12 protein-coding genes and 1 pseudogene are annotated in these 13,333 nt (G+C 61.6%); 6 read left to right on the top strand and 7 right to left on the bottom strand.

The features are described 5' to 3' along the window. Positions 1-72: 72 nt before the first annotated feature. From AWU82_RS04415 to AWU82_RS04425, 4 genes and pseudogenes are all read right to left on the bottom strand, one after another. A complete protein-coding gene (locus tag AWU82_RS04415; RefSeq protein ID WP_064378528.1) occupies positions 73-672 on the bottom strand; it encodes a flavin reductase family protein in 600 nt (199 codons plus the stop codon). Between the two features lie 87 nt (positions 673-759). After that, positions 760-1,191, bottom strand: coding sequence for a methyl-accepting chemotaxis protein (locus tag AWU82_RS29500; protein ID WP_371857323.1), 432 nt, complete (start codon positions 1,189-1,191; stop codon positions 760-762). A gap of 156 nt (positions 1,192-1,347) precedes the next feature. Further along, positions 1,348-2,076: pseudogene (locus AWU82_RS29505) on the bottom strand (PAS domain-containing protein); the annotation flags it as partial. A 117-nt stretch (positions 2,077-2,193) separates the two neighbouring features. Then, on the bottom strand, positions 2,194-3,507 hold the full coding sequence (locus tag AWU82_RS04425; protein WP_064378530.1) for an MFS transporter: 1,314 nt from the start codon (positions 3,505-3,507) through the stop codon (positions 2,194-2,196). 200 nt (positions 3,508-3,707) lie between these two features. Here AWU82_RS04425 and AWU82_RS04430 point away from each other — a divergent pair, with 200 nt between their 5' ends. The 5 genes from AWU82_RS04430 to AWU82_RS04450 all read left to right on the top strand — a co-directional run bounded on the left by AWU82_RS04430 (position 3,708) and on the right by AWU82_RS04450 (position 10,712). Beyond that, entirely contained in the window at positions 3,708-5,126 is a 1,419-nt protein-coding gene (locus AWU82_RS04430; protein WP_064378531.1) for a short-chain fatty acid transporter, read from the top strand. Positions 5,127-5,336: 210 nt separating this feature from the next. Then, complete coding sequence (locus AWU82_RS04435) at positions 5,337-7,034, top strand: molecular chaperone HscC (RefSeq protein WP_064378532.1); 1,698 nt, start codon at positions 5,337-5,339, stop codon at positions 7,032-7,034. A gap of 11 nt (positions 7,035-7,045) precedes the next feature. Next, positions 7,046-8,773: a J domain-containing protein gene (locus tag AWU82_RS04440; protein ID WP_064378533.1), complete on the top strand. Its 1,728-nt coding sequence runs from the start codon at positions 7,046-7,048 to the stop codon at positions 8,771-8,773. A 61-nt stretch (positions 8,774-8,834) separates the two neighbouring features. Next, positions 8,835-10,007, top strand: coding sequence for a hypothetical protein (locus AWU82_RS04445; protein ID WP_064378534.1), 1,173 nt, complete (start codon positions 8,835-8,837; stop codon positions 10,005-10,007). A 180-nt stretch (positions 10,008-10,187) separates the two neighbouring features. Next, the gene (locus tag AWU82_RS04450) at positions 10,188-10,712 is read left to right on the top strand and encodes an SET domain-containing protein (RefSeq protein ID WP_064378535.1); all 525 of its coding nucleotides are present in this window, start codon (positions 10,188-10,190) and stop codon (positions 10,710-10,712) included. Between the two features lie 8 nt (positions 10,713-10,720). Here the strand turns inward: AWU82_RS04450 and can are convergent, their stop codons facing one another. Then, entirely contained in the window at positions 10,721-11,365 is a 645-nt protein-coding gene (gene can, locus AWU82_RS04455) for a carbonate dehydratase (protein WP_011335942.1), read from the bottom strand. A 141-nt stretch (positions 11,366-11,506) separates the two neighbouring features. Here can and AWU82_RS04460 point away from each other — a divergent pair, with 141 nt between their 5' ends. Continuing rightward, positions 11,507-11,911, top strand: a complete 405-nt coding sequence (locus tag AWU82_RS04460) for a hypothetical protein (protein WP_064378536.1) — start codon at positions 11,507-11,509, stop codon at positions 11,909-11,911. A 124-nt stretch (positions 11,912-12,035) separates the two neighbouring features. On the opposite strand, the gene rimI is transcribed toward AWU82_RS04460, so the two are convergent. Beyond that, entirely contained in the window at positions 12,036-12,488 is a 453-nt protein-coding gene (gene rimI / locus AWU82_RS04465) for a ribosomal protein S18-alanine N-acetyltransferase (protein ID WP_007951758.1), read from the bottom strand. Further along, entirely contained in the window at positions 12,481-13,227 is a 747-nt protein-coding gene (locus tag AWU82_RS04470; protein WP_064378537.1) for a hypothetical protein, read from the bottom strand. Before AWU82_RS04470 ends, rimI begins: the two co-directional genes overlap by 8 nt. Positions 13,228-13,333: the final 106 nt, after the last annotated feature.

Raw genomic sequence — 13,333 nt, forward strand, 5'->3', positions numbered from 1 at the left:
GAAAAAGGCTTACCGAGAGGTAAGCCTTTTTTGTATTGCAACATCCGGCCATGACTTGTCATTCAGCGGCGCTCAAACCTCGAGCATCTTGCCATCCACCGGATCGCCAATGGTCAGGAAATGTCCACCGGCCACATGGTGCAGCGTGCGCAGGCCGTCATGCCCTTCAAAATGCCAGCGTCCATCGCTGAAGACCCGCGAATCAGCCTGCGCCGCGATCACCTCGGCCAGGAACAGATCGTACTGTTCATGATTGCGCGGCTCCGGCAGCAACCGGCATTCGAGCCAGGCCACGCAACCGTCCAGCATCGGTGCCTCAACCTGTTCACCAGCGAAAGTCTGCAGGCCATAAGCCTGGAACTTGTCCTGACCTTGATCGCGATTGATTTCCAGGCCCGAGGTCGAACCGACAGTCTGCACAATGTCGGCCTGATGCACACAAGGAACGTTCAGAACAAAGGTGCCCGACGCCTCGAGCAGTTGCCGGGTCCAGGTGGATTTGTCGAGGACCACCGCGACTTTCGGCGGTTCGAAATCCAGCGGCATGGCCCACGCAGCAGCCATGATGTTGCGCTGCCCGTCATGGGCGGCGCTGACCAGCACGGTCGGCCCGTGATTGAGCAAGCGGTAGGCTTTGTTCAGGGGAACCGGGCGACGGAAGGACTCGCTCATGGGATCTGCTCCGGGAAAAAGAGCCGATTGTAGCGGGATAAAAACAACGAAGGGATTGCCGTGGGCAATCCCTTCGCCTGGCAGGCATCAGCTGGATAGCTGGTTGGCGAACTGGCCGACTGCATCCACCACTTTCTGCGCGCCGTCCTGAATCTCGACAATCACCGTACCCGCCTCCGCCGCCAGCGCCAGCCCCTGTTCGGCCTGTTGTTTGCCGTCGGTCATCAGGGCCACGGCGTTGCGCGCCATGTCCTGGTTCTGGCGCACCACACCGACGATTTCCTCGGTCGCCTGGCTGGTGCGCGAGGCCAGTTGCCGCACTTCGTCGGCTACCACGGCAAAGCCTCGGCCCTGCTCACCCGCGCGTGCGGCTTCGATGGCAGCGTTGAGCGCCAGCAGGTTGGTCTGTTCGGCAATGCCGCTGATGGTCTTGACGATGGTGCCGATCACCTGGGATTGCTCGTTCAGCGCCTCGATACCCTCGCCGGCGGTCTGCATGTGCTTCGACAGATCGCGCATCACATTGACCGCTTCGGTCACCACACGGGTGCCACGCTGGGCGGTGCTGTCGGTTTGCAGGGACGTGCTGTAGGCGATATTGGCGGCATCGGCGACGGCCTGCTCCTGATTGACCTGATCGGTGATCACCGTGGCGAACTTCACCACTTTGTAGAGTTTTTCGTTGGCGTCGAGCACCGGGTTATAGGAGGCTTCCAGCCAGACGACACGACCATGGCTGTCGAACCGCTTGAAACGGCCGGCAACGAATTCGCCGTTATTCAGGCGACGCCAGAAGTTCTGGTACTCGGCGCTGTTGTACTCCTCCGGCTCGCAGAACTGGCGGTGATGTTTACCCTTGATCTGCGCCAGGCTGTAACCCATGCCCTGCAGGAACCGGTCGTTGGCACTCAGTACGTTGCCGCTGAGGTCGAACTCGATCACGGCAGTCGAACGCACCAGCGCGCCGATCAGGTTTTCGTGTTCGCGGGAGGCCTCGATGGTGCGGGTCAGGTCGCTGGAGAAAATCGAGAAATGCTTGATCCGGCCATCCGATGAGCGAACCGGTTGGACGATGGAGCGCAACCACGCCTCTTCGCCGTTACCGCGTGAAAGGCGCACAGCGCCAGCGAAATGCTCACCACGGGTCAGAGCGGCCTTGAAGCGGTGATGAAACTCGTCCGACTTCACATGGGCCGGCACGATGTCTTCGATGGCGCGGCCGATCAGGTCGTGGCTCTTGTAGAGCATTTCGTTGAGGAAGTTCTGATTGACCGACTGAATCCGTCCGTCGGGCTCAAGGGTGAGCACCAGCATCTCGCTTTCCAGGCTCTCCTTCACTTGCAGAAGGCTGGAGAGTTCTTCACGAAGAGCCGCCAGCTCTTGCTTCAGGCGTTTGTTGAACATGGGAAAGCACCGATGGACTGGATGGATAGCGGGTATGCAGCCTAACCATCGGCCTTGGAAATCTTTTCTGAAGAGCGCGCGAGGCTTGTCCTACAAAAATAGTTAAGCCTCGACAACTCAGGCGGTGCCGGCCACCGGACACGGCTCCGCGCGCGGCATCCGCGAGCCGAAATACGCTGCACTGACGACGCCCACCGCGCCCATCACCGCGCAGAACATCACGCAGATCCACGGGCTCCATGGCATCAGACCGATCAGCAGCAACGGCGTGAAACTGGCCCAGGCGGCGTAGGCAATGTTGTAGGTGAAGGAGATCCCGGAAACGCGGATCCGCGCCGGGAACAGGCTGACCATCACTGACGGCACCGCACCGACCACGCCACAGCACAGCCCGGCGATGGCGTAGGCCAGACCGATCCAGTCCCCGCCGCTGATCAGGCAGGTGTAAAGCAGGCCGATCCCCAGTGGCAGCAACAGACTGTAGAGCATGACCGTGCGCCAGGCACCGATGCGATCGACCAGTCGACCGGCAATCACACAACCGATATTCAGGAAGACGATGCCCAGCGCGCTCAAAGCAAAAGTATGGCCGGCAGTCATGCCGAAGGTCTTCTGCATCATGGTCGGGGTGATGACCACGAACACCACTACCGCCGAGGTCAGTACGCAGGTCAGCAGCATCGCCGGCAACATGGCCAGGCGATGATCGCGCAGCACGGTACGCAGCGGGAGTTCGACCCGCGCCTCGCGTTGCGCCTCCATGGCCATGAAGACCGGGGTTTCGCTCAGCCAGCGGCGCAGCCAGACGCCGATCACGCCAAACACGCCGCCGAGCAGGAACGGATAACGCCACGCGTAATCGAGCACTTCGGCCGGGGTGAACACTTGCGCCAGGAAGGTCGCGGTCAACGCGCCGATCAGGTAACCGAAGGTCAGCCCCGCTTGCAAAAAGCCCAGGGCATAACCGCGATGGCCGGCCGGCGCATGCTCGGCCACGAACACCCAGGCGCTCGGCACTTCACCACCCACCGCCGCGCCTTGCAGGATGCGCAGCGCCAGCAACAACAGCGGTGCGAAATAGCCGATCTGCGCGTAGGTCGGCATGATCCCGATCAGCAGGCACGGCAGCGCCATCATCAGGATGCTCAGGCTGAAGACTTTCTTGCGCCCCAACCGGTCGGCGAAATGCGCCATCAGAATCCCGCCCAGCGGGCGCGCCAGATAGCCGGTGACGAAGATCCCGAAGCTTTGCAGCAGGCGCAGCCACTCGGGCATTTCCGGCGGGAAGAACAACTGGCTGAGGGTCAGGGCGAAGAACACGAAAATGATGAAATCGTAGATCTCCAGCGCCCCGCCCAGGGCCGCAAGGCCGAGGGTCTTGTAGTCGGAACGGCTGAACGGCGCCGGTCGGGCAGTGGAATGGGCAGTCATGACAAAGAACTCTGGCAGGCAAAAAACCAAGGCGCCCATGGTCTACGCAAACGGGCCGCCGGACAACCCGTTAGACCATAGTCCTGATTGCTGCAAAACACGCTCACAAAAATCCGCCGTTGATTTACTGTTGGCACCTGTCCAGACGGGCCGTCCAGGCCCTGAAGACCACAATAAACATAAAAATCCGAGGTACTCCCGTGGCCGTTGATATCGAAGATAGCCGCTCTGCGCGCTTTGCCTTGCGCTGTTCAAGTTTTGCCGAACGCTGGTTTCCCGACTCCTGGGTATTCGCCGCGCTGGCGGTGATCATCGTCGCGCTGGCGACCCTGGCCATGGGCGCCAGACCCACGGACGCCGCCATGGCCTTCGGGGACGGGTTCTGGAGCCTGATCCCGTTCACCATGCAGATGGCGTTCGTGGTGATCGGCGGGTATGTCGTGGCCAGTTCGCCGCCCGCCGTGAAATTGATTGATCGCCTGGCGCGGATCCCGAAGAACGGTCGCTCGGCCGTGGCGTGGGTCGCGCTCATTTCGATGGTCGCGTCCTTGCTCAACTGGGGCCTGTCGCTGGTGTTCGGCGGTCTGCTGGTGCGCGCCCTCGCCCGCCGCACCGATCTGAAAATGGACTATCGCGCCGCTGGTGCCGCCGCCTACCTTGGCCTCGGCGCCGTGTGGGCGCTGGGCCTGTCGTCGTCCGCCGCGCAGTTGCAGGCCAACCCGGCCAGCCTGCCGCCGTCGATCCTGTCGATCACCGGGGTGATTCCGTTCACCCAGACGATTTTCCTCTGGCAGTCGGGAGTCATGCTGCTGGCACTGATCGTGATTTCGATCATCATCGCCTACGCCACCGCGCCCGGCCCGAACTCGGCACGTGACGCCAAGGCCTGCGGCATCGACCCGGCCTTCAACCTGCCGCCGCTGCAACCGCGCACCCGTCCCGGCGAATGGCTGGAACACAGCCCGCTGCTGATCATCCTGTTGGTGCTGCTGGCGGCCGGATGGCTGTTCCACGAGTTCTCGACCAAACCGGCGATCACCGCGATTTCCGGGCTCAACACCTACAACTTCCTGTTCATCATGCTCGGCGCGTTGCTGCACTGGCGTCCGCGCAGCTTCCTCGACGCAGTGGCGCGCGCCGTGCCGACCACCACCGGGGTGCTGATCCAGTTCCCGCTGTACGGTTCGATCGCCGCGCTGATGACCACGGTCAAGGGCACCGACGCCCAGACCCTGGCCCATCACATCTCGACGTTCTTCGTCAGCATCGCTTCCCACGACACCTATGCGTTGCTGATGGGTGTGTACTCGGCGATTCTCGGTTTCTTCATTCCGTCGGGCGGCGGCAAGTGGATCATCGAGGCGCCGTATGTGATGCAGGTGGCCAACGATCTGAACTATCACCTCGGCTGGGCGGTACAGATCTACAACGCCGCCGAAGCCCTGCCGAATCTGATCAACCCGTTCTATATGCTGCCGCTGCTGGGCGTGCTGGGCCTCAAGGCGCGGGATCTGATCGGTTTTTCGTTCGTGCAATTGCTGGTGCACACGCCGCTGGTGCTGGTGCTGCTGTGGGCTCTGGGTACGACACTTTCGTATCTGCCGCCCGTCATACCTTAAACGATGACGACAGGGCGCCGGCTCCGGTGCCCTGTCTTTCCCTTCGACCCCTTCGACAAAAAGCGACCCGAACCATCCCTCCTGCGGTTGCCTGTCGTAAATAATGGCTCAGAGCCATCATCTTTCTTTACCGCGCCACTGCCTCGGTAATATTCTTGCGCGCCAATATCTGTTTCATTTTTTGTCAGAGCGCAAAGGGAGTTCGTTGCAATGATCGTCGGGATTGACCTGGGAACCACCAATAGCCTTGTTGCCGTATGGCAGGGCGATGCCACTGAGTTGGTGCCCAATGCCCTGGGCCAGTTCCTGACACCCAGCGTGGTGGGTCTGGACGATCAGGGCCGGATTCTGGTCGGGCAAGCTGCCCGCGAACGCCTGCACACTCATCCGCGTCTGACCGCGTCACTGTTCAAGCGCCATATGGGCAGTGCGACGGAGGTCTACCTCGGGGATAAAAAATTCCGTCCAGAAGAACTGTCTGCGCTGGTGCTCAAGAGCCTGAAAGAAGACGTCGAGCGCACCTACGGTCAAGCCGTCACGGAAGCCGTGATCAGCGTTCCGGCCTATTTCAGCGACGCCCAGCGCAAGGCTACGCGCATCGCCGGTGAGCTGGCGGGCCTGAAAGTCGAAAAACTGATCAACGAACCCACCGCCGCCGCACTCGCCTATGGTTTGCATCAACGGGACAAGGAAACTTCGTTCCTGGTGTTCGACCTGGGCGGCGGTACGTTCGACGTGTCGATTCTCGAACTCTTCGAGGGTGTCATGGAAGTGCGCGCCAGCGCCGGTGACAACTTCCTCGGCGGCGAAGATTTCGACAACGTGCTGCTCGAGCACTTTATCGATCAGCATCGCAACGTGTCCGACTTCCCCGAGCGCTCGACCATCCTCCAGCCGCTGCGCCGCGAAGCCGAGCGTGTGCGCCGCGCACTGGGCCAGGACGCCAGCGCCGAATTCAGAGTGCAGGTCGGCGAAAAGCAGTGGACCCAGACCATCACTCAGGCACAAATGGCGACGCTGTACATGCCGCTGCTCGAACGCCTGCGCGCGCCGATCGAACGGGCCCTGCGCGACGCACGCATCCGCGTCAGCGACCTCGATGAAATCCTGCTGGTCGGCGGCACCACCCGTATGCCACTGGTGCGCAAACTGGCTGCCGGACTGTTCGGCCGCTTCCCGTCGATCAGCCTCGATCCGGATCAGGTCGTGGCACAGGGCGCCGCCATTCAGGCAGCGCTCAAGGCCCGTTCGGCCGCGCTGGAAGAAGTGGTGCTCACCGATGTCTGCTCCTACACCCTGGGGATCGAGACCTCCACCCAGGTCGGTCGCCAGTATGAAAGCGGCCACTACCTGCCGATCATCGAGCGCAACAGCATCGTCCCGGTCAGCCGGGTGAAAACCGTGCAGACCCTTCACGACAATCAGGAACAGGTCGTCGTGAAAATCTTTCAGGGCGAAAGCCGCCTGGTCAAAGACAACGTGGCACTCGGCCAACTGGACATCAAGGTGCCCAAGCGCAAGGCCGGCGAAGTCGAGCTGGATGTGCGCTTCACATACGACAACAACGGTTTGCTGGAAGCTCAGGTCAGCATTCCCCTGACCGGTCAGCAACACTCGCTGGTCATCGAGAACAACCCCGGCGTGCTGACGCCCGAGGAAATCCAGCAGCGTCTGCAAGCCCTGGCGCAATTGAAGATCCATCCACGCGAGCAGCAAGTGAACACCCTGCTCAGTGCACGGCTGGAACGTCTGTATCAGGAAAGCCTGGGCGACCTGCGTGATCAGATCGGCCATTGGGCCAAGCAATTCCAGCACGCCCTGGACTCTCAGGACGAGCGGCAGATCCGTGAGACCCGCACCGAACTGAGCAAGCAATTGAGCGCCCTCGACCGCAGCCCCTGGCAGTAAGGAAGCACGACATGGAATGCTGGTCTGTCCTGCAACTGCCCGAAGACGCCGGGCTGCGTGATATCAAGCGCAGCTATGCGCGGCTGCTGAAAGTCTTTCGGCCCGATGAAGATGCCGCAGGCTTCCAGCGCCTGCGCGAGGCTTATGAACGCGCACAGTCGATTGCCCAGTGGCGCCTTGAAAACGAAGAGACCGAAGAGCACGACGACGTCATGCTGGCCCCGGGGATCGCCGCGCTGGCGGTACAAGAGCAGTCCATGGCCCAGCCACTGCAGAAAACCGGGACCGATGCGTGGGATTACCCTGCGGCGCTGTTCGAACCGGTGGCCCCGGCCGCGCCCGAAGCACCGCTCGAATCGCAGACCTTGCGGGTACAGCCCCTGAATCCGGAGCCTCTTAACCTGGAACCCGAGCAGCCGACTGCCGACCCGGCCATTGAAGCCGCATCGCAATTGCTGAACGGCCTCTCGGACACCAATCTGGACCAGCGCTGGGAGCAAGCGCGCCAGCAGGATTGTGCGCAAGCGTTCCAGGAACTGTTGCTGACGTTGTGCTTCGATCAGCCCGCCCTGCGCCTTTCGATTGCCCGCTGGGCGGTACAGCACCTGGGTTGGCTGGGCCCGTGGCAGGAAATCGTCATCGGCGACGGGCAGCGCAGCATTCTCGCCAACGAACTGCTGGCCGATTACCGACAATCGCTGGAAACGCTGCTCGCCTCGCAAAACGAGCGTGAATTTCTCGCCCTGCTCAAGACTTACACGGCCCAACCCTGGCTCCAGGTGTTCGACCGTCGGGAACACTGGCAGCAGATCGTTCTGCAATTGCTGCAGGACGCAGAGTGGAGCGTGCCGCTATTCGATCGAGTTTCCCAGTTGTTTGGCTGGGACGACACCAAGGGCATTCATCCGCAACCGGACTGGCTCTGGCAGGAGATGATCGAGCGCTGCAATCAGGAAAGCCTCTACGACAATCTGTGCGCCCGGGCCGAAGATCAGCGCAACGGGTCGCCCGATGCGCTGGCCGCACGGATGCTGATCAGCCCGATGAAGCCGCGGCAACACAAAGACATGACCGACCGCTTCATCCCAGCAGACTGGCAGGCCTGCCAGCAGTTGTCGGAAACCCTCAAGTGGCGCTTCCCCGACCTGCTCGCCCGTCTTCCGTACGCCGATGTCTTCTACTGGCGACGGTTTCTGCCGCGCTACATCGCCGCCGAAACCTGGATGCAGTCATGGGCGGCGATCGCGCTGGCGCTGTGGCTGTTCTACCTGCCCGCCGAGCACAAGACCACGGCGATGAGCATCGTCATCCCGCTGGCCTTCGCCTGCGTTCCTGTCTGGTTTTTCCGGATCGGCCTGAGTTATTGGTTTCTGATCAGCGCCCATTTGATCGTTCAGGATCTGTGGTTGACCGAAAAGATCATTCCACGCCGATGGAACCCTGACACCCGCTGGCTCGTGCTGCGCCATGGCGTGCCGCAAGCCGTCATGATCCTGCTGTTCTCGGTCATGCTCGGCGGCCTGGGGGCCTTCACCTATATCGGCGTGATTCTGATCGGGCTCTGGCACAAGCGACGTATCGGCACGCTCGACCCGGAGTTCAGCGACAAGCACCCATGGCTGACCGCGCTGCACTGGGCGCATTTCAGCCCGTTGCAATTGCTGTTTCTGGTGGTCATGACCGGCGTGATTCTTGCCAGTCAGCTTGGTTATTCGCTGAAACACCTGTTCCCCGGCTAGGCTAGACGCGGGCCGGATTGCCCTCCACCAAGGTTTTACCCTCGCTGAAAAGGATCTGAGCATGTTGAAACTCGCAGGCCTCACCCTCGCGGCGCTCACGTTGAGCGCCGCAGCCCACGCCGATGTCGACCTGAAACTGGGCAGCACCGAACGCGTCACCCGCCTCTTCGCCTACCCCAACAATTGCAGCGTGATCTGCTTTCGCAACTGGACGCTGGAGCAGACCGTCGCCCATTACCTGAGCCAGAGCGTGCAGCGCGACGGCTACACCAACGCCAAAGTGCTGGTGAAAAACGACAACGATCAGCTCTATGCCGAAATCAGCGGCGTACCACAGGGCTACGACAAACCGCTGACAGCGCTGCTCGACGCCGGCGATCTGGCCTACAACGGCGCCAGCAAACTCAATGCCGACGGCAAATGGTCGTACAGCTGGTATCTGTTCCTGCCACTGGGCATGGCCCTGGAAAACCGCAAAAGTGTCGAGCTGCTGCACTTCCCGCCGGATTACTCGCTGACCCAGGCCCAGGATTACCTGCGCTCGAACACCACCGACCGCTGGGCCGCGCTGCTGGCCGACAATGGCATCCCCGCCGACCAGACGCCGGCCTACCAGACCATCATCGACATCGCCCCGATCGCCGCGCCCGCCAGCGCCGGCAAGGATCTGGAAGGCGTGTACGACTACTTCAAGGATTACCAGACCACCATGGTCAGGCAGGTCAGCCAGAACGCCAGCGGCGTCGTGCTGCCGATGGTTGCCTTTGGTGCGCCAGTGCGTAACTGGATCAAGCAGCAATACGGTGCGACCGTGAATGTACTGGGCCTGGCGACCATCAGCCCGAGCGCGGGGGTGAACGTACCGGTGCTGGGTTCCAACCACCCGAGCTACATCTGGTACGCCGCCGACCCGAGCAACTACACCGGCGACGATGCCCAGGCCAAGGCCGATGCGGCCGGTCTGAAGGTGATGGGACAAGACTTGAGCGCTGCCTGCTGGCAGGCCGGAATGGGCAGCAAACCGGGCACCGATCCGAAGACACTGCTCAACAGCTGCACCCAGACCTGGCAAGTGACGCAGAAAGCCAAGACCTGCGAGCTGTTCTACACCACGATCCGCAACGAGACCGTGGCACAGGCGGACAAAACCTGTTCGACCGCACCGGTCAAATCCCAACTGCAACAGCTGAAAAGCCCATTGCCGGACATGGCCGCGCCCGCCGCCCACCTCTGAACGAACGTGCGACGTTCCCGTGTCAGCCTCGGCTGACTCGGGAAAGCGTCTATTTCGCCTGTCAGATCTGACAGTAGACCGCTAGTGTGATTTACGGGATCTTGGATCCAATCATCGTGTTGCAGGACTGACAGGACGTCAGCCCAGGGAAGTCGCGACACCGAGCCAACAGGGAGCGTTATGAACACTTACGCATTACCGGGTAAACCGGCACGCGATACCGAGGGCATTTATCCTTTTGCCGGACTCCCCGTCCGCCTGGGATTTCCGTCGAAGCAGGATTTCGAGATTGTTCACGATCCCGAAGGCGTGGCCACCGCTGTCATAGCGTGCCGGGCATTTATGCGTATCACCCGAATGTGCCGGTTTTCGGGCCAGTTGCTGCCCTATCGCTGCCGACAGACTCGGCAACTGCTGGCCGGCATCCATCTGTACGATCCGCGTTTTTGCGGGGCAATCGAGCATTGTTGCGACCCGAACACCTTTCTCGACATGAGCGAGTTATGGCTGTGGGCATTGCGCGACATTGTCGCGGGAGAACGGCTGACGGTGGATTACACCGCCACCGAAGACAAACTGCTGCGGCAGTTCGCCTGCGGTTGCGGGTCCTCGCGCTGCCGTGGGTGGATCACCGGTTACGACGAATCACCCAATCTTGAAGGCCAGCGCTATTTGCTCAGCTGGCGGCGACAAGGTTTACGCTGAACGACCGGTCAAGGCGCGCCGACCGGACGTAAACGGTACTGCGGCGGCAATTGCTCGAAACCGCTGATCGTGGTGTTCAGACTCTTCCAGCGACCATCCTTGATGCCGTAGATGCAACCGTGGATCGACAGGCTCTGCCCGCGATGCCAGGCGTTCTGGATGATGCTGGTGTGGGCGACGTTGGCCACTTGCTGAATCACGTTGAGCTCGCACAGACGATCGACCTGTTCCTCTTCGGTCGGCAGCCTGGCCAGTTCTTCGCGTTTCTCGTAGTACAGGTCACGGATCGAACGCAGCCAGCCATCGATCAGGCCGAACTGACGATCCTGCATCGACGCACGCACACCGCCGCAGCCGTAGTGTCCGGTCACCAGGATATGTTTGACCTTGAGCACGTCCACTGCGTACTGGATCACCGACAGGCAGTTGAGGTCGGTGTGCAGCACCACGTTGGCGACGTTGCGGTGAACGAACAGATCGCCCGGCAGCATGCCGACGATTTCATTGGCCGGAACCCGCGCATCGGAGCAGCCGATCCACAAGTATTCAGGCGTCTGCTGGCGAGCCAGTTTGGCGAAGAAATCCGGGTCTTCCTTGGTGATCGCGTCAGCCCAACGCTCGTTGTTATCAATCAGGTCTTGTAAGTCATGCATGCTGTAAGGCCTCAAGAAAGATGCGCTGGTATGACAGTCGACCGCCCGTCGGGGTCACGCACGGATCGCTGGTGATTTGCTTTGAATTCTCGCGCACCCGGTGAGTCCACCTCAGTAAGGCCCACAGAATGAGGATTTGCCATGACTGATTCACGACGTCCCCTCGATGCGGTGCAACCGGAGCCCATCGATAATAACGAAGACCGAATGGGGTCGGTGCACGAGCTGGATTTCGACGATGAAGAGCCCAGTGCGAAGATCGGCGATGAACTGCCTGAACGCGAGCGCGAACAGTTGATGCCACGCGAGCGCGTGCGCGAAGCCGGTTTGACTGGGGCATCGACCGCCGATCATGAGCCTACCGACGACGACCTCAGCCCGGAAACCCTGATCCGTGAGGACGGTGCCCGGGATGCCCGGGAACTCGGCGAAGGCGATCAGGCCGATTGGGATTTGAGCGTGGTCGACGAGGACGACATCGGCGGCGGCAATGGGCTGGATGAAGCGGAACTGGCGCGCCGCGATCCGCTGGATGGCAACCGCTGATTGTATTGCCTGACAGGACGCCATCGCGGGCAAGCCCGCTCCCACAGAGATCCGGGTCGTACTCAAATTATGTATACGACACCAGAACCTGCGGGAGCGGGCTTGCCCGCGATGCTTTAACGTTTTAATCGACCAATGTGCAGGCCATGACCACGGCATCTTCACGCCCACCGACCGCCGGGTAGTAATCCCGGCGCCGGCCGATCTCGTTGAAGCCATAACGTTCGTACAGGCGAAAGGCCGACGTGTTGCTGTCGCGCACTTCCAGGAAACATTCCCGGGCATCGGCGGCGTAGGCGCGGGACATCAGGTATTCGAGCAAGGTCAACCCCAGCCCGCGCCCCTGGTTTTCCGGCTTGACCGTGATGTTGAGCAGGTGCGCCTCATCGAGAATGATCTGCACCACCCCGTGGCCCACCTGCTGCTCTCCTTCGAACATCAGCCAGATCTGGTACTTGCCCAGGCCGTCGAGAAAAATCCCGCGAGTCCATGGATGGCTGTACGCGGCGAATTCAATCTTCAGCACAGCGTCCAGATCCGCCTCGGTCATCGGGCGAAACGATACAGCGTCACTCATTCGATTCTTTCCAGCGCGCCATCAGCCGACGCATGGCTTGCCACACGGCGGCCTTGCGCTGTGGCTCATCCATCAACAATTCCAGCCCCGGCACGGCCCACGCCAGGCCAAGACCCTCGATTTGCAATTCAGTGTTGAACGCCTCGGCATCCGCCTCACCGGCAAAGCGCACCGCCGGCAGGCCGATCAGCCACAGGCAGGCGCACGGCGCCGCCTCCATCTGCACCGACAGGAAACCCTGAACGAAATCCCGGGCCGCTTCAGGGCCCTGATCCATCGTGCCGCGGTTCAGCCAAGGCCAGCGCACCGGCTCACCGACAATCTGCGGCGCGTCCGGCAGACCGGCGGCACGCAGCATGTCCTTGAGTAACAGATAGGCAGGATCGCGGGACTGGAAGGCTTCGCCTGTGGGTAACTCCACCAGCAGCAGGCAACGGCCGGCGCGCAGCAATTGCAGGGCAAAACGCGGTGGCGGCACCGGTGCCGGCTTGGCCACCACGGGTGTTTCGTCGACTTCTTCGACCGGTATGGCGCCCGTGCGGGTGCTGGCCAGCGAAGGTCGCGGAACTTCGATTTTCGGCCGTTCGACCGGACGCGCGGCCGGCTGCTCCGGCGCTTCGGCCGGGGTGGCCGGGATCACCGGCGCAGCAATCTCGGGCTCGGGCATGTCCAGCAGCTCGGGCCGCGACGGCGCGGCAAAGGGCAATTCGGTGCGCGGCAGCCAGTTGACCACCTGCATGGCGTTCAAATAGGCGCGGCGGCGGGACTCGATTAGCAAGGGTCGGCCACTTGTGGATAACTGAAGTGCGCTGATTCTACCGCCCTTCGCTCAAGATCGCGCGCTG

Source organism: Pseudomonas glycinae, from assembly GCF_001594225.2.
In the GTDB taxonomy this organism is placed as follows: Bacteria; Pseudomonadota; Gammaproteobacteria; order Pseudomonadales; family Pseudomonadaceae; genus Aquipseudomonas; species Aquipseudomonas glycinae.